This window comes from Chloroflexota bacterium, from assembly GCA_020161265.1.
GTDB lineage: Bacteria > Chloroflexota > Chloroflexia > Chloroflexales > Herpetosiphonaceae > Herpetosiphon.
Genome location: JAIUOC010000004.1, coordinates 274,255 through 290,189, shown reverse-complemented (window position 1 = coordinate 290,189; position 15,935 = coordinate 274,255). Strand labels below are relative to the sequence as shown.

The following is a 15,935-nucleotide window of genomic DNA, read 5'->3' as shown; positions in this document are numbered from 1 at the left end:
ATAGATAACTCGAAGGCTTTGGTCAAGGATTAATTGGCATTGAGTTGTTGGGCATTTTCTGGCGTAAAATCATAATTCCTAAGCTGGCCATCCACCCCAACCACAGCAAACTCCCCACCAATCCGGCCCAATCGATCACGGGAATCGTGGGCAGAACTGTTGCAAAAAGCTCTGTTTGGGCAAGGCTGTAAATGAGCGCTGCTAACCAGCCCAACCATGCCAGCCACTTGGGAAATTGCTCCAAGCGATAGATGATTGTACTCAGCAGCAGCATCCAAATGATCATAAAGAGCTGGCCGATGTGCTCGCCCAACACTACGCCGCCATATTGATGCACAACTTGAAACAGCGTTACAAGGCTAGCTTTGGTCTCGGTCGAGGTCAGTGGATCAAGATAGGCTTGGGCGATGATTGGCACAACAAAGACCCAGCGCAACAATCCAACCACCTGCACCAAAAAACCGATTACGCCAATCGTGCTGGCGGTTTCGATCAACGGCACGGCGCTAAATTCGGGCAAGCGTTTGAGCATAATGCTGGCGAATAGTAAGGGCAAGCCAACCCACGCAAATGCCAGCCAGGTATAAATCAGGCCGCTCCCACCAGCCGCAAATTGAGTTAATATCTGCTCAACTGGCGCACGCAAAATATCAGGATAATCGAAATTGCTGATTAACAACGTATAAGGAATGTTGACCAAAATTGCCCCAAGAATAAAGCCCCAGCCCGTAAGTTGACGTAAGCGTTGCATCGACATGGCTCGCTCCTTTAAATGATGTAGGGTTGCAATACGCGCAGCATCAAGCTCACGCCAGTATTAATTGTGTTTGGCTCGATTGATTGTTGTTGGATTTCGAGATTGTTAAGCCAAAATTCGCTGATTAACCAACAAATTTGCATCAGTTGATCAAGCGTATTGGCCTCGATTGGCCACATAATCCCCGCCGCAATGAATTGCTCGACCAACTGTTGAAAGCCGCTAAAACCACGTTGACGCGTGCTTAGAAAGCTGGCATGCAAGGCCGAATCTTGGCGCAGCAGGGCCACCAATTCGCGGTAAGCAAAACGGTAGCGCCAAATAATGTGGTAGTTGGTTGCAACAATGCTGGTTAAATCGCTTAATTGAGGGGTATGATCGCTGGGTAAGCTTAGTTCTATATCCCATGCAGCATACAGTTGTTCGAATAAAGCCTGAATAATCGCGGCTTTGTTGCGAAAATGGTAGTACAAGTTGCCTGGGCTGATGCTGCACGCCTCGGCAATATGGTTGGTGCTGATTTCCGCCGTGCCTTTTTGGTTGAACAGCTCAAGCGCTGTGCTCAGAATTAAATCGCGTTTGCTCATTGGCTTAACCTAAAATAGAGTAAATACTCTAATGAATTTAGAGTATTTACTCTATTTTGTCAAGCATGAATATGGTTTAGTTTTCGCCCGCTTCGCCTGCCATAATCACGGCGATAGGTTTCATGCGGGCGAGGGGTTTGATCAGATCGGCCTCAATTTGCAATTCCATCACTCGTTCGATGTCTTTGTAGGCCAATGGTGATTCATCGACGCTCCAGCCTTCGACATGCACGCCGTGAGCTTTGATGACTTTTTTGGCTTCACTTGGGCTGATGGTGGCCCGCGCTTTGGAGCGGCTGAACAAGCGGCCAGCTCCATGCGAGGCACTATTCAACGCTTCTGGATTGCCTAAACCTTCAACTACATATGAAGCCGAAGCCATGCTGCCTGGAATTACTCCACGCACGCCAACCCCCGCAGGCGTTGCACCCTTGCGATGGACAATCAAATCGCCTTCGCGCCAAGCAAAATTATGGTGATTTTGGATGGTGGCGATTGGTTGGAGTTTGGTGCGTTGGGCAAATAAGCGGTGGATAACCTCATGATTAGCTTGGGCAAAGGCTCCGGCTAATTCCATCGCGGCCCAATATTCCTGGCCTGCCTCGCTATCCAAATCAAGCCATTCATACATTTTGGGCACGTTGGCTTGGCGTGCAGTTTCTTGCACGGCGATGTTGCTATAGTGCTTGGCGATCGCATAGCCAACCCCGCGTGAACCGCTATGGGTCAGCAAGCCGATAAATTGGCGCGGCAAATCGTTTTCGCCAATTCGTTCGCCAACGACGATATTGGCAAAGTGGTTGCCGCTGCCGCTCGTGCCAAGTTGCGCGATGGCTTTTTCGCGCAGGCTGCGGGTTTGAGCGGTGATATTCCAGTGTTTAATGCCCAAAATAGGGTGATCTGGCCCGCGTTTGCGACTTGCGCCTGAGCCAAACACCGTCACGTCAGCCAAATCACGAAATAATTGCTCGCGCTGGCGTTGGATTTCCATGGGTGCTTCAGCAAAAATCGTGAGATGCATGCGGCAGCCGATATCGACCCCAACCATCATGGGCGAGACGGCGTTGTGAGCGGCAAAAACCCCGCCAATTGGCAAGGCAAAGCCTGGGTGAGCGTCGGGCATCAACGCTCCTTGGGCGGCAATTGGCAGGCGCAAGGCCAACAGCAATTGCTCCAAAGCAGCGGCTTCAATATCAACCCCAATTTGGCCATAGGCCTTGTAGGGTTGTGGTTGCTCGTTGATTCGAGCTAATTCGGTGGGCTTGCCAAATTCGGCCTCGACTTGGGCCACAATTTGCAAATCCTTGGAGCCGCTTTTTTTCAGGGCGGCGGCATACTTGGCAATGGCCGTAAAGCGTTTATCGCCACGCCATGGCTTGAGCAAAACGTTGAGTTTCATAAATTTGAGGCTCAGTTCTAGGCCAGCGCGTTAGGCTACCGGCGATTATTCAATCTACAACCACTATACTGAAAAGCGACATGCTCAAGCATCAGGCCGAATGTTGACCTAGGCTCAGTCTAAATCCTGAGAGCCAGCCAGCCCATAGCCTTGGTTAGTGGGTTTTGCCATAGCGCAAACGCAGCATGGTGTTGAGGTATTCGATGAAAACGGGGATGTCAAAGGGTTTCGAGAGGTAGGCATCTGCGCCAGCATCGGCTCCACGCTGAAAATCAACCTGTTCAGAGCGCACGGTCAGCATCATCACCGGAATGCTATAGCTCATTTTGATGCGGCGGCAAACTTCGGTGCCTTCGAGCATGGGCATATTCACATCAAGAATTACTGCATCGGGGCGTTGGCTCACAACTTTTTGCAATGCTTCCAACCCGTCACGCGCAATCGAAACCCGATGGCCTTCCAGTGCCAACACCTGTTGAACTAAACGAATAATATCTTGATTGTCATCAACCAATAAAATGTGCATACGGCCTCCAAAAAGTGCAATGGAGCCATTATACTCAGCATGTCCCCCACGATGGTGATGAAGTATCCCCCAAAAGTCCTGTTTTTGGCTGTGACACAGTTTTGGTTGTAACAGGTGGTTCGAGATAATGGCTTTGCTGTTTGAGTTGATCAGCAGCTTTGGCATAGCCGCCGTTGTTGCCATCGATAAAATGTACTTGGCGACCCATCCGTTCAAACACGATACAGGTCATCAAGGCACTATCGGAAACATGCAGGCCATAGTTGAGCCGCCCAGCCGCCCGTTCAGCATTCAGAAATTGTTCAAGCTGCTGGCGTTGCTGAGGCGTTCCAGCAATTACCATGCGCAGCATCGCATCGTATTTGCGATAATCGGTGCTGGCTTGCAAAATCTGCGGATATTCGGCCCAATCAGTTAATTCGGTTTTGGCTCCGGTTGCCAGTAGCAATTTGCCCAGCACATTTAGCCACCAAATATTATTGAGATAGCGCAATTGTTGGAGTTTGCTGGAACCACCACGCAAGCGGGCTTCGCCCCACAGATCTTGAATCCGCAAGGTTAAGCTTAGCTGTTGCACATCGACAGGGTGATGCGAATCGTCAGCTCCGTAGATGGCCTCAATCTGCTCGATAACTTGGCGATTGATCGCATTACGCTGGTCGGTGGTATTGGCTTCGGCCCGAACTAAGAGCGAAACCGTTTCGCCATAACGGCTTGGAATTTCTTGCCAGCGACATTCGAGTCCATCGAGCAAGCCTGGCTGATCGCTTGGCTGGGCTGCTAGCAAATATTTCGCACCAGCTACGGGATCTTTGATCGTTTGTTCGACGAAGGTCAAACCATCGCCGTTGATCATCGCTTGAGCATAATTGTCCGAGGCGGCGAATTTGGCAATTTCCAGCTGATAGCGATGGGCATAGACCTCGCTGACTGGCATAATGCCCACCCGCAAATGTAAATTGTAAATCGATTCGCTCAGATGTTGGACTGCTTGCAGCGCTGGTTTGGCTTGCTCAACTAACCAAGGTGGCAATAACACGGTTGCCCCATCGCCGCCGAACACAAACGGGATATCGAGGTTGGGTTGCAAATTGAGCAAGGCCACAATCGTGCTAGCGCCAATAAAATTCACATCTTTGTAGCGCCCCTCGCCAATCGCCTTGGTCGATTGCTCAATATCACTCACCACAATAACCCAATCGTCAGGGACGCGATGGTAGCAATTGGCATCGGTAATTTGGACAAAATCGGTGATAATGGGTAAGGTTGCATAGAAGTTGTGCGGCATCGATAACCTCGATTATGAAAGGGTTTCCAACTGGATTTGGCCGTTCGCTAAAGCATCATATTACATAATAAACATTACAATAGAGTTTACGCAATCTACGCCAATTGGATGGATTGTTGAGCAAGGAGTTTTCTGGCATGCGTTGGATGTTGTTAATTTTCGTCGGATGGAGCTTAGTCGCCTGTGGTGGTACGACCAACAATCCCAGTGCAACGGCGGTTGCTAGCCTTGAGCCAACTACCCAAGCGGTGGTGGCAAGTGTTGTGCCAACAAATACAATTGCAGCAACGCCAGCTGCTACGCCAACTCGTTTGCCCACTCAAACCGTTGCGCCCGAAGTTACCAGCAAGCCAGTTGAGCTAGATACGCCAACCTTGAGCGATCAAAATGCTCCGCCAACCGCTGCGCCGCAGCCAACCGCCGATGCTAGCAGCGCTCCGAGCCAACCTGTGCGCATGGTGATCGACGCGATTGGGCTGGACCTTGCGCCAATTTCGGTGGGCTTGGATCAACGCAATGTGCCGATTGTGCCCAAACACGATGCAGGCTGGTATAACCTGAGTGCCCAGCCGGGGCAAGGCGAAAATGTGGTGTTTTGGGGTCATGTGCTGCGCTGGAAGGATGCACCGAATGTTCCAGCACCCTTTGCGCGGGTCAAAGATGTGGCAATTGGTGAGACAATCACGGTTTATAGTGCTGATGGGAGTGAATATCGCTATCGGGTAATTGAACAAGTGTGGGTCACGCCTGATCAAGTTCAATATATTTTGCCAGTTGGCTCCGAGCGCCTAACTCTTGTTTCATGCATTGGCGATCAAGTGATTGTTGAAGGCAATTTAGAAATGAGCCATCGCTTGATTACGATCGCCGAGCCAATTCGCTGAGGTTGTGCCTATGTCTGAGAGCCTGCCAAATCTGCATGTGCCAGCAGTTCAAACGCTGGGCGAGCGCTATAGCAAACTGCGGTTATGGTGGTTTATGTTTGCCGTGGTGTTCGTCGGCGATTTTTGGGCCATGATGGCAATCTTCCTGATCGACAAATTGACTGAGCAATCAAGCCTTCCGGTGCTTTGGCAACTTGGCTCACAACGGCTGAGCTTCGATAGTATTGCTTTGGCCTGTTTGCTATTTGCAGGTTTAGGCTGGCTCATGGGCTGGATGTTGCGCAAAGTTGCGGTGTGCCAAGTGCGGTCCGTCGTTTTGGCGGCGTTGATTGGCTATTGGGCGGCCTATATTTTGTTTAATTGGCCGCCCAGCCAACACCTGATAACTAATATTCCCCATACGACCTATTATCGGCATATGCTGATGGCCATGCTCACGCCAATTGGTTGTATTGCTGGGCCAATTGCCTTGGTGATGCGACCAACCCGTTGGGCTTGGGTTTGGCTGCTCAGTCAATTGGCGCTGGGGTTTTTAATTGCCAGCCTTAGCTATCTTCTAATGCGTTATGCTTTTGAGCATTCAATTCCCTTTTTCGGCGTTAGCATCATGGCGGGCTATCCACTTGTTCTGAGCATTTGGTTTAGCTATTATTTACGTCGCCAAATTGTGCCCTTCTAGCAGCCATTTGGGCTACCAAGGTTGTGCCGATGTCAGAAAACCGGTCAAACTTTCATGTGCCCTCAATTCAGACCTTGGGCGAGCGCTATGGCAAGGAGCGGCTCTGGTGGTATATGTTTGTGGTGTTATTTGTTGGCGGGTTTTGTGGCCTAATGGCCATGGTGGCACTTACCGCGCTCAATCATTCCACGCGAACAGGGGTGCTCTGGCGCTTAGGCGATCAACGAATTAGCCTCTTTGGCATTGGAGTTGGCTCCACTATTTTTATCAGTTTTGGCAGCTTGATTGGCTGGCTGTTACAGCGGGTTGCGCGTTGCCAGATTCGCTGGATTATCGTGGCTAGCCTCTTGGGCTATTGGCTAATCTTTATCCTCTTTAATTGGCCACCAAGTGGGCGTTGGATCACGAATCTGGGTCATACGACCTATTATCGGCATATGCTTAGCACAATCTTGATTCCGATTGGTTGTATAGCTGGACCAATTAGCCTGCTGATGCGCCCAATTCGTTGGTCAGGGGTTTGGTTAGGCAGTCAACTTGGAGCTGGGTTTGTGATTGCCAGCGTTAGCCATTTGCTGGTGATTAATGATTTGGATGGGCTTGGATTGACGTTTTTTATGCTTTCGTTACTGTTTATCTATCCAATTGGTTTGGGGTGGTGGTTTAGCTATTATTTGCGTCGCCAAATCGTGCCCTTCTAGCCGTCATTTGGGTCTATAATTGGAAAACTATGAAACAATCTGTACCTGCATCTGCCCGCAAATTATTAGATAGTCGTTGGCTCAAAGTTGGAATTGGGGTCAAGCGTTGGCTGGCGCTCATGCTGTTTGGCCTGATGTTCTCGGCGCTGGGCTTGGCTTTTGGCCTGCGCGAACTCTATACCACGGTTGAGTTACCAGCGATTTTCTATTATGTGACCCTGCAATTTTGGCCGCGCACCATTCGCATGATCATTTTGTGTTTGGTGGGAATTTCAGCCACTGGCTTTGCTTTTCGCCATCTTAATCGGGTGTTGCTCAGCGCTGCCTTGCCGCGTAACACCGCCCCAATCGATTTGGCTGAAACCTTGATTGGCCGTAGCCGCACTCGGCATGGCCCCAAAGTCGTGGCACTCGGCGGCGGTCATGGCCTTTCGACCTTGCTCAGTGGCCTCAAGCAATATACCGATAATATTACGGCGATTGTGGCGGTTGCCGATGATGGTGGCTCTTCAGGCCGCATTCGCCAAGAATTTGGCATTCTACCGCCAGGCGATATTCGGCGTTGTTTGGCAGCCTTGGCCGAAGCCGAACCGTTGATGACCCGTTTGTTCGAGCATCGTTTTCAGGCTGGTAGCCTCGAAGGCCATACCTTTGGCAATTTGTTTATCACCGCCTTGGCCGAGGTAACTGGCTCGTTTGGCGAAGGCGTGCGCGAGGCCAATCGCGTCTTAGCGGTGCGCGGCCAAATTGTGCCAGCTACACTTGATGATGTGGTGCTGTGGGCCGAATTGGAAAATGGCGAGCATATCAGCGGTGAATCACGCATCGCCAAAAGTGGCCAGCGGATCAAACGGGTTTATCTCCAACCCCATGGTGCGCTGGCGGTACGCGCCGCGATCAAAGCGATCGAAGAGGCCGATTTGATTATTGTTGGGCCTGGCAGTTTGTACACGAGCCTGCTTTCGAGCTTGATGATCAGCGAAATCAACCAAGCGATGCGCGAGGCGGTGCAGGCAGTGCGCGTTTATGTCTGCAATGTGGCGACCGAGCCAGGCGAAACCGACCATTTTGGCGTGCGCGACCACTTGCAGGCATTGGTTGAGCATGTTGGCCCCGATGTATTCGATGTGGCTTTGGCCAATAGCGATGATCGCCAAACCCATCGCTTTGCGCCCGAATGGCAAGGTCGCACCACAATTGTGCCACTCGATCAAACCCAAGATTTGCCAATTCGCGTGCGCACCGCCAACGTGATCAATCCGGCCAATCCACTGCGCCACGATCCGGTACGCTTGGCGCGGGAGTTGATGCGGGTGCTCGAAAAAGAACGCCAAATGGGCCGCTTGTGACAACTATTGACACATTGTTATGCTAGGGTCGGAGTTAGGGGCTAGGGTTCAGGGGTCGGGGATTGGGGTGAGGGAACCTACATATTTTGATCAAGCCAACTACCAGAGGAGCACCGCATGCCACTCGATTTTAATCAAGTTGGCCAACAAATTAAGCAAATGGGCGGCGATTTGCGTCAAACTGCCAATCACCATGATCAGTTGGTTGCTCATGCATGGGCCAAATTAGAGGAGCAAAGCCCACGTTGGGAGCATTGGGCACGCCATGCTGAAGATAATTATTTGCGGAGCCCATGGCTTTTGGCAGCTCCAGCCGAGCCGATTATCAACCGCTATCAACTACCAAAATTTCCACCAAATTATTGTTTAGCCGCAGTCGATGGCTCGCAGATCGATCTTGATCGCCATTGGGCGGTCGAGTGCTATTTGATTAATCTCGGCTTGGTGACGATTCAATATGGTCAACAGCCCTATTCCAAATTGCATTCAGTGCCAGCATTGCACTACAACGATCAGGAATTGTTGCTGCGCGATAAGGATGGCCGTAGTTATAAAATGGCTGGCGCTTTGGTTCATGCCGAACGCGATACCCGTGAAGGCATTGCCCTAGCTCGTTTAGCCCAAGAAATTCTAGAACAGAGCACCACGCCTTTAGTTGCGATGCAAGATGGCACGCTGATTCGTTGGTCGTTGAGTGGGCTTGATCCATGGGTGCGGGCACATTTTTTGCAGCGCTATCTTGATGAAGGCTTGGCGGCGTTACGCGCTGCTGATGTGCCGACCTGCTCCTACATTAGCCACCCCAAAGCCCCCGAAGTAACCGGAATTGCCCGTTTAATCGTCAATCCAACCCTGAACAATACCAGCAAAGCTGAAGGTCTTGTTGATCCTTATCCTGGGATCAACGATACCAAATTGTTTGGCAATGGTTGGTTGGGCGATGGCGAACGCAGTGCGCTTTTCAAAAGCCTCTCTAAAATCAACGTAGAAGAATATCGCGACCATGCGATTTATTTCTTCTATTTAAATGTTGGTGCTGAATTGGCGCGGATCGAAATGCCCGAATGGGTGGCGCAACGCCCCGAATGGGTTGATTTGATTCACGCAGTAGCGTATGATCAAGCGCATCGTGGTGGTGGCTATCCGGTGGCGTTAGCGCGGGCGCATGAGCAAGCCGTCGTGCGCGAAAGCGATCGTCGGGTGTTTCGCCAGATGATCGAGCAAGCGCTGTGGCATGCCCGTTTGAACAATGGCTCATCATTAAAACAAGATGCCAAAGCCCAAGTGCGGGTTTAACTCTTTTAGCTATAGCCTATCCTTGATAGCCTATACCCAACGCATATGATAGAACAACGAATTGGCGAAGTGATCGAAGCAAGTTCCACTCAGTGGACAACCGGAGCCTATGAATTATTGAATGCACCGCCATTTGGCTCGTTGATCAAAGCTGGTTGCTATGATAACGATTTATGCATTTATGGCTTAGTCTATGATATTCGCACTGGCAGCCGTGATCTTGGTGGCAAGGCCATGGTGCGTGGCGGGCGGCGCTATGATGGTAGCGAGTTCTACGACGGCCAAATTTATAGCGAACACCCTGATCTGGCGGCGGTGCTACAAACCGAGTGGAGCGCTTTAGTGATTGGCTACGAGCGAGCAGGTCGGATTATTCACTATTTGCCGCCGCAACCGCCAACCGTGCACTACAGTGTCCATTTATGCGATGATGATACAGTAGAGCGGTTTACCCAGCATTGCGATTTCTTTCGCATGGTGTTGCATGCCAATTTGCCGATTGCTGATGAATTGCTAGGCACGGCGATTCGCCATGCGGCGGCGCTGCAAGCCAATCGGCGCGAATATGAATTGTATGCAGGCCGCGAATTAGCACGGTTGCTGCGCGACGATTATGATCGGTTGCGTGTGTTGGTGCGAATGTTGACTAGTTAGGAGCCTATTATGCCAAACTTGATTGTCAATGGTCGTGAGTATCGCAGTGTTGATGAAATGCCCGCTGAGGATCGCCAACTCTATCAACAAACGCTGGGCTTATTGGGCGATCACGATGGCGATGGCGTGCCCGATATTTTCAATCAAACTGGCAAGGTCCAATCAGTCAATCTCAATCAACAACAGATTGATCTGACGAATGGCGCAAACGATCAGCTCAAGCAGGTGTTTGTTGATCGTGATGGCAATGGCATTCCCGATATTCTTGAAGGCCAAAATAATTTCGGCAATCCTCAAAATAATTTCGGTAGCCCTCAAAGCAATTTTGGTAACCCTCAAACAACAACCAGTTCGACCACTTGGAAAACTTCTGCCCCAACCGCCGATCCGCTTGGTGGCTCCCCCTTGCCTTGGAACCAACCGCAACAAAGCAATGGTTTTATGCTTGGTTTAGTGGTTGGCGGAGTTGTAATTGGGGCAGCGTTATTGATTTGGTTATTGTTTATGTAGCGATGTTAAACGAGCAACCATCCCTAAATTGCTGAGGATGGTTGCTGATCAAACGCAATTTAGTTATGGAAGCGCACGACGTTGAAGGGTAAATCATCAAGGCCACGCAAAATCAGGGTTTCGTTGGCCAAATCGCTGGGGAGAATTTCGGCCACGCCTGGCGCTTCGAGCACTTGCTGGGTTACCACCAACTCGGCATAATTGGCGCTTGATTGCACGCGGGCAGCGGCATTCACCGTTGTACCAAAGTAATCAAGCCGATCGTTTAAGGTCACGGCCAGCGTTGGCCCAGCATGCACGCCAACTTTGAGCGTCAAGCGTTCATCATCGCCTAATTCACGGTCGATATTAAATTGCTCAATTGCCGCCAAGGCATTTTGGCCAGCCTTGACTGCCGCCGCGCCATCAACAAACACCGCCATAATTGCATCGCCAATGGTTTTGACCACCGCGCCACCTGCTTGATCGACCACAGCAAACAAGATGTTGAAGTGTTCGCGCACCAAGCTGTAGGCCCGTGGATCGCCTTTACGCGCATATAAGGCGGTTGACCCACCAAGATCGGTGAACATCAAGGCAGCCCATTTGATTTGGAAGCTTTCGCCATCGGGCAATGGTTCGTCGATAAACAAATCGCGGAAGGCTTGGACGGTCAATAATTCGTGCGAGGTTGTTACGCCTAAACGTTGATCGATTGCTTCGCGCCATGGGTCGTTGTCGATGCCTGCTGGCAAACTGCGCACCTGCGCCGCCACCGTGAAGGTCACATGAATGCCTTCATCAAGCGTGGCAGGGAAATCATCACGGCACATGGCACAATATTGTTGCGAATGGGCTTGGGTCAATTTATCAAAAGCATGGGCTTGGTAGCCACAATAAATGCAACGAGCTTCCCAATTCAGGTCGAACAAGCCAACGCGCACTGCTGCGGCCATCAATTGTAAGCCCGCCCGCCGCGAAAGCCCTAATTCTTCGGCCAAATACGCTGGATTAAAGCGATAGAGCATCGCACCTGGTGCTGTATCCAATATGCTGGTGAGCGCAGTGCGAACCGTTGCGGCTACGCCATAGTTAGCCAATTCTGCGACCAACGTGCTACTTGATGTTGAATGTTGTTCTTCGTTCAAAGCCATACCATAGCCTCCTAGATACCTATGAAATTGTAGCACTGTCTTGCTATTATGGGCAGCCCAAATCGAAATATTTGCTAAACGCTGCGCACTGCCCCGCGCGATTCGATGTAGCTCAGCGATTGATGGCGGAAGTAGGTATCATACAAATCGGCATAATGCCCGCCTTGCTGCATCAGCTGATCGTGGTTGCCTTCTTCGATAATTTGGCCTTGATTCAGCACAATAATCCGATCTGCCGAGCGCACGGTTGAAAGGCGATGGGCAATTAAAATTGCCGTCGAGCGCGAAAGAATCAAATCCATGGCTTGTTGAATTTGGGTTTCAGTAAATGGGTCGATGCTGGCAGTTGCTTCATCGAGAATGAAAATCGCTGGTTGCGCCGCCAACACCCGCGTCAAGGCCACCAACTGGCGTTGCCCAAGCGAAAGTTTATTGCCGCGCTCGCCAACTTGCGATTGCAAGCCTTGGGGCAAGGTTTCCAGCCATTCGCCACCGCCAATTTGGTTGGCAACTGCTTCAAGTTCGGCATCGCTCAGTTGGGGCGCTGCATAGCGAATGTTATCGGCAACTGTGCCATCAAATAAAAATGGCGTTTGGGTCACAATTCCCAATTGCTGGCGATAACTACGCAAATCCAAGCTGCGAATATCATGACCATCGACGGTAATCTTGCCTGATTGAAATTCATAAAAGCGGGTGATCAATTTGGCGATACTCGATTTGCCAGCGCCCGTATGCCCGACCAAGGCAATGCTTTCGCCTGGCGCGATCGTCAGGCTAAAATCGTTGAGCACAGGCTCTTTGCGCCCATAACGAAACTCAACATGATCAAACACGATTTCACCGCGCAGACGTTTGGTGGTTTGCTGATCGTGTTGTTTGACGCTATGTTCGGCATCAATCAAAGCAAAAATGCGCTCAGCCGCTGCCAAGCCAGCCTGAAATTGGCTCCAAAAAGCCGAGATGTTTAGCAAGGGAAACCAAAAGAGATCAACCGAGCGCACGAAAACATACCAAGCTGCCAAACTAATTGTAAGATCGATCACCGACAAGCCGCCCCAATAAATTAAGGCCGCTGTGCCAAAACCAGAAACAATGTTCAAGGTTGGGAACACATTCGAGAGCACAAAACCACGTCGCAGGTTAACCCCATACGATTGTTGGTTGATCTCGCTGAATTCACCATAAATTCGCGCTTCTTGGCGAAAATTCTTGGCGATGCTAATCCCCGTTACTGCTTCTTGAATTGAGCTATTAACTTCGCCCAGCACCTGAAAGCCTTTACGCGTGACGAAACGTGCCAAACGCCGAAAGCCCAAGGCCAATCCAATCACAATCGGGGTGAAGCCAATAATCCCCAAGCTGAGCGGTACTGAAACGCTAAGCAAATAGACCAATAGCGCAATCACCGTGAGTACTTGGCTAACGATTTCGATGATCAAGCGTGAAACTTGGGCAAATTCTTGGGTATCCGAGGTGATGCGACTAATAATCCGCCCTGAACGCAGTTCATCAAAAAACGATAAATCATGGCTGATAGCCGCGTTAAAGGCATCATTGCGTAGAGCGCTAATCACATCGGCCACAATTTGCGCGGTCATGCGTTGGCGCAACCAGCCCATAGCCCATTGCAGCACCCCAAAAACCACCCCACCGCTGGCAAGCAACCAGATAAAATTCCAATCGGGGTTGGCTTCGCCAATCCGCTGAACGGCTTGGGCGACCAAAAATGGCGGTACAGTATTGAGTAAGCCCAAGCCACAAATCAGGGCTATCGTCCAAAATGCGGTGCGCCGATGAGCACGAAAATAGCTCAACATACGCCCCATTAATTCGCGGTCGCCATACTGACGATCATAATTTTCGGTATCTAATCCTGCAAACATAAGCACCCTTTTGGAAAGGATGAAGGATGAGGGATGAGGGATGAAAGCTTAAACCCCATATTCATCCTTCATAATTCATTCTTCGTAATTCATAATTTGGCAAAGATTGCCCGATAGGCTTTTTTGGAAAGGATGAGGGATGAGGGATGAAAGCTTAAACCCCATATTCATCCTTCATAATTCATCCTTCATAATTTAGCGAAGATTGCCCGATAGGCTTCGGATTGCTGCATGAGATCTTCGTGTGTGCCAACAGCGCTAATTGTGCCTTTGCGAATCACGATGATCAGGTCGGCCCAGCGAATTTGCGAAAGCCGATGGGTAATCAAAATTGTGGTGCGATCTTGCGAGGCTTGTTCAATCGCTTGTTGAATTCGATCTTCAGTCGCGCTGTCGATCGCGCTGGTCGAATCATCAAGCACCAAAATTGTGGGATCGGTCAAGAAGGCCCGTGCCAAGGCTAGGCGTTGGCGTTGCCCACCAGAGAGCGTCACGCCACGTTCGCCGATGATCGTATCGTAGCCATCGGCGAGTCGCCCGATAAAATCGTGGGCTTGGGCTGCTTTGGCGGCCTCGATAATTTGCTCACGGGTAGCGTTGGGCACACCAAAGCCAATATTATCGGCAATTGAGCGCGAAAATAAGAAAATGTCTTGCTCGATGATTGAGATTTGGCGGCGCAAAGCTGCTAAATTCCAATCGCGCACATCAACGCCATCGATCAAAATGCGACCTTCGCGGGTATCGTAGGTGCGGTTGAGCAATTTGGTCAGCGTTGTTTTGCCTGCGCCAGTTTGACCAACTAAGGCCACTGTTTGGCCCGGCTCAATTCGAAAACTGACTTTTTGCACTGCATCAACCTCGCTATGATAGCCAAAGGCTACGTTCTCAAAGACAATTTCGCCGCGCATTGGCTCGGCATAACCTTGGGCATTTTCGTCAAGCTCAGTTTCTGTCGTAATTAATTCTAAAATACGTCGCCCGCCTGCAAGGCCGCTCGAAAGCTGCGAGTAGGCAAATTGGGCGGTAAAAGTTGGGAAGCCAAACAACAGCAATAGGCCATTGAATGAAACGACATCGCCAACATTAATCAGGCCATTGCGAAACAGGATGAGGCTATGGATAAAGCCCAAGCCTTGGCCTAAACCAAGCAATAAGACTGGTAAAAAGACCGCTTCCACATTGCCTTGGGCCACAAATGCATTGCGCCATTTGCTGACGGCTGCCCGAAATCGATTGCGCTCCCGCTCTTCTTGAGCGGTGGCTTTGACCGTTTCTACGCCGTCGATTGCTTCGGCTAAGGTGGCGTTGAGTTCACCAAAACTTTGGCGTACTGCCGTGGTGACAGGCTTGAGTTGGCGTAAATAGTGCCAAACCAACAGCCCATAAAACACCAAATATAGAATTGGCACAACCAACAGTTGTGGGTGAGGCGAGGCGATCAGCGGCATAATCAAAAACATCGCCGAGCCAACCACCAAGTTGACCCCAGGATTGAGCATCAGGTTCATTTCGCGCACATCATTGGTGGCGCGGGCCATCACATCACCCGTTGGTTGGCTATCGTGGAAGGCCATACTTTTGCCCAATAAACTGGTGTAGAGTTCATCGCGCACATCGCGTTCGAGCCGTTGACCGATCACTTCTGAGGAGAAATTGCGCAATAGCTGGACAAATGCCCGCAAAAATTGCCCGCCAACAATCAGTAAAGCCGCCCACCACAAACCATTTTTATCGCCAGCTTTAACCGCCTCGAAGGCTTGGCCCGTGACGACTGGCACTTGAGCGGCGAATAATGCGTTGCCAAATGCCCCAATAAACAGCCCAATAATCCACCAAAGATTGCGCCGCGCATGCGACCAAACCCAGCGCAACGGCGTTGAACGATTGATCTTCCACGATCGTTCAACTACAAATTCACTATTCGAAAGCGCCATGAAATCCCTTTCCAGTTGGAAGCGTCTGCTGGATATTTTACCATTGAAACACCTTTGCTACCGCCATACTTATGACTGATTGCACATAAGCAGATAGATTTTTTACGAGGGGTCAGGGTTCAGTTGTCAGGGGCTGGTATGATAGAGCATAGAACATATGAGGGCTACTAGGGTCGAGGTTCGGGATCAGGTGTTGAGCATAGCAAGCTAATCAAATAAATCTGTGGCAAAAAACAGCTTCGCGTCCTTCGCGGTTTCAAACTAACCCCTGAATTCTGGCCCCTAACCCGCTCAATCGTTGGGCGGATTGACAAGCACGCACAGGCTGAATAGAATAGCCAACAATTGA

The 15,935-nt window shown here is 50.4% G+C and carries 15 protein-coding genes and 1 other annotated feature (1 of these 16 running past the window's edge); of the genes, 7 read left to right on the top strand and 8 right to left on the bottom strand.

Annotation, left to right across the window (positions count from 1 at the left end; all coding sequences use genetic code 11):
- Positions 1 to 22: 22 nt before the first annotated feature.
- The 5 genes from LCH85_11180 to LCH85_11160 all read right to left on the bottom strand — a co-directional run bounded on the left by LCH85_11180 (position 23) and on the right by LCH85_11160 (position 4,557).
- On the bottom strand, positions 23 to 757 hold the full coding sequence (locus LCH85_11180) for a DUF4386 domain-containing protein (protein ID MCA0352546.1): 735 nt from the start codon (positions 755 to 757) through the stop codon (positions 23 to 25).
- An 11-nt stretch (positions 758 to 768) separates the two neighbouring features.
- A complete protein-coding gene (locus LCH85_11175) occupies positions 769 to 1,344 on the bottom strand; it encodes a TetR/AcrR family transcriptional regulator (protein MCA0352545.1) in 576 nt (191 codons plus the stop codon).
- A gap of 76 nt (positions 1,345 to 1,420) precedes the next feature.
- Entirely contained in the window at positions 1,421 to 2,743 is a 1,323-nt protein-coding gene (locus tag LCH85_11170) for an RtcB family protein (protein MCA0352544.1), read from the bottom strand.
- 154 nt (positions 2,744 to 2,897) lie between these two features.
- Complete coding sequence (locus LCH85_11165; protein MCA0352543.1) at positions 2,898 to 3,269, bottom strand: response regulator; 372 nt, start codon at positions 3,267 to 3,269, stop codon at positions 2,898 to 2,900.
- A 34-nt stretch (positions 3,270 to 3,303) separates the two neighbouring features.
- On the bottom strand, positions 3,304 to 4,557 hold the full coding sequence (locus tag LCH85_11160; GenBank protein ID MCA0352542.1) for a DUF3095 domain-containing protein: 1,254 nt from the start codon (positions 4,555 to 4,557) through the stop codon (positions 3,304 to 3,306).
- 137 nt (positions 4,558 to 4,694) lie between these two features.
- Here LCH85_11160 and LCH85_11155 point away from each other — a divergent pair, with 137 nt between their 5' ends.
- The 7 genes from LCH85_11155 (at position 4,695) to LCH85_11125 (ending at position 10,630) form a co-directional block, all read left to right on the top strand.
- Positions 4,695 to 5,441: a sortase gene (locus LCH85_11155; GenBank protein ID MCA0352541.1), complete on the top strand. Its 747-nt coding sequence runs from the start codon at positions 4,695 to 4,697 to the stop codon at positions 5,439 to 5,441.
- 10 nt (positions 5,442 to 5,451) lie between these two features.
- Entirely contained in the window at positions 5,452 to 6,120 is a 669-nt protein-coding gene (locus LCH85_11150) for a hypothetical protein (GenBank protein MCA0352540.1), read from the top strand.
- 29 nt (positions 6,121 to 6,149) lie between these two features.
- Complete coding sequence (locus LCH85_11145) at positions 6,150 to 6,821, top strand: hypothetical protein (GenBank protein MCA0352539.1); 672 nt, start codon at positions 6,150 to 6,152, stop codon at positions 6,819 to 6,821.
- A gap of 29 nt (positions 6,822 to 6,850) precedes the next feature.
- A complete protein-coding gene (locus LCH85_11140; GenBank protein MCA0352538.1) occupies positions 6,851 to 8,170 on the top strand; it encodes a YvcK family protein in 1,320 nt (439 codons plus the stop codon).
- 117 nt (positions 8,171 to 8,287) lie between these two features.
- Positions 8,288 to 9,466 carry a DNA double-strand break repair nuclease NurA gene (locus tag LCH85_11135; GenBank protein ID MCA0352537.1) on the top strand — a complete coding sequence of 393 codons (1,179 nt, stop codon included), beginning with the start codon at positions 8,288 to 8,290 and terminating at the stop codon, positions 9,464 to 9,466.
- Between the two features lie 69 nt (positions 9,467 to 9,535).
- Positions 9,536 to 10,120, top strand: a complete 585-nt coding sequence (locus tag LCH85_11130) for a hypothetical protein (protein ID MCA0352536.1) — start codon at positions 9,536 to 9,538, stop codon at positions 10,118 to 10,120.
- Positions 10,121 to 10,129: 9 nt separating this feature from the next.
- Entirely contained in the window at positions 10,130 to 10,630 is a 501-nt protein-coding gene (locus LCH85_11125) for a hypothetical protein (protein MCA0352535.1), read from the top strand.
- A 59-nt stretch (positions 10,631 to 10,689) separates the two neighbouring features.
- Here LCH85_11125 and LCH85_11120 read toward each other — a convergent pair whose 3' ends face one another.
- The 3 genes from LCH85_11120 to LCH85_11110 form a co-directional block, all read right to left on the bottom strand.
- Complete coding sequence (locus tag LCH85_11120) at positions 10,690 to 11,763, bottom strand: adenylate/guanylate cyclase domain-containing protein (protein ID MCA0352534.1); 1,074 nt, start codon at positions 11,761 to 11,763, stop codon at positions 10,690 to 10,692.
- A gap of 74 nt (positions 11,764 to 11,837) precedes the next feature.
- Positions 11,838 to 13,649 carry an ABC transporter ATP-binding protein/permease gene (locus LCH85_11115; protein ID MCA0352533.1) on the bottom strand — a complete coding sequence of 604 codons (1,812 nt, stop codon included), beginning with the start codon at positions 13,647 to 13,649 and terminating at the stop codon, positions 11,838 to 11,840.
- A 188-nt stretch (positions 13,650 to 13,837) separates the two neighbouring features.
- Positions 13,838 to 15,586, bottom strand: coding sequence for an ABC transporter ATP-binding protein/permease (locus tag LCH85_11110; GenBank protein MCA0352532.1), 1,749 nt, complete (start codon positions 15,584 to 15,586; stop codon positions 13,838 to 13,840).
- 348 nt (positions 15,587 to 15,934) lie between these two features.
- Position 15,935 (top strand) — a binding site (T-box leader); it runs 243 nt beyond the window's last position.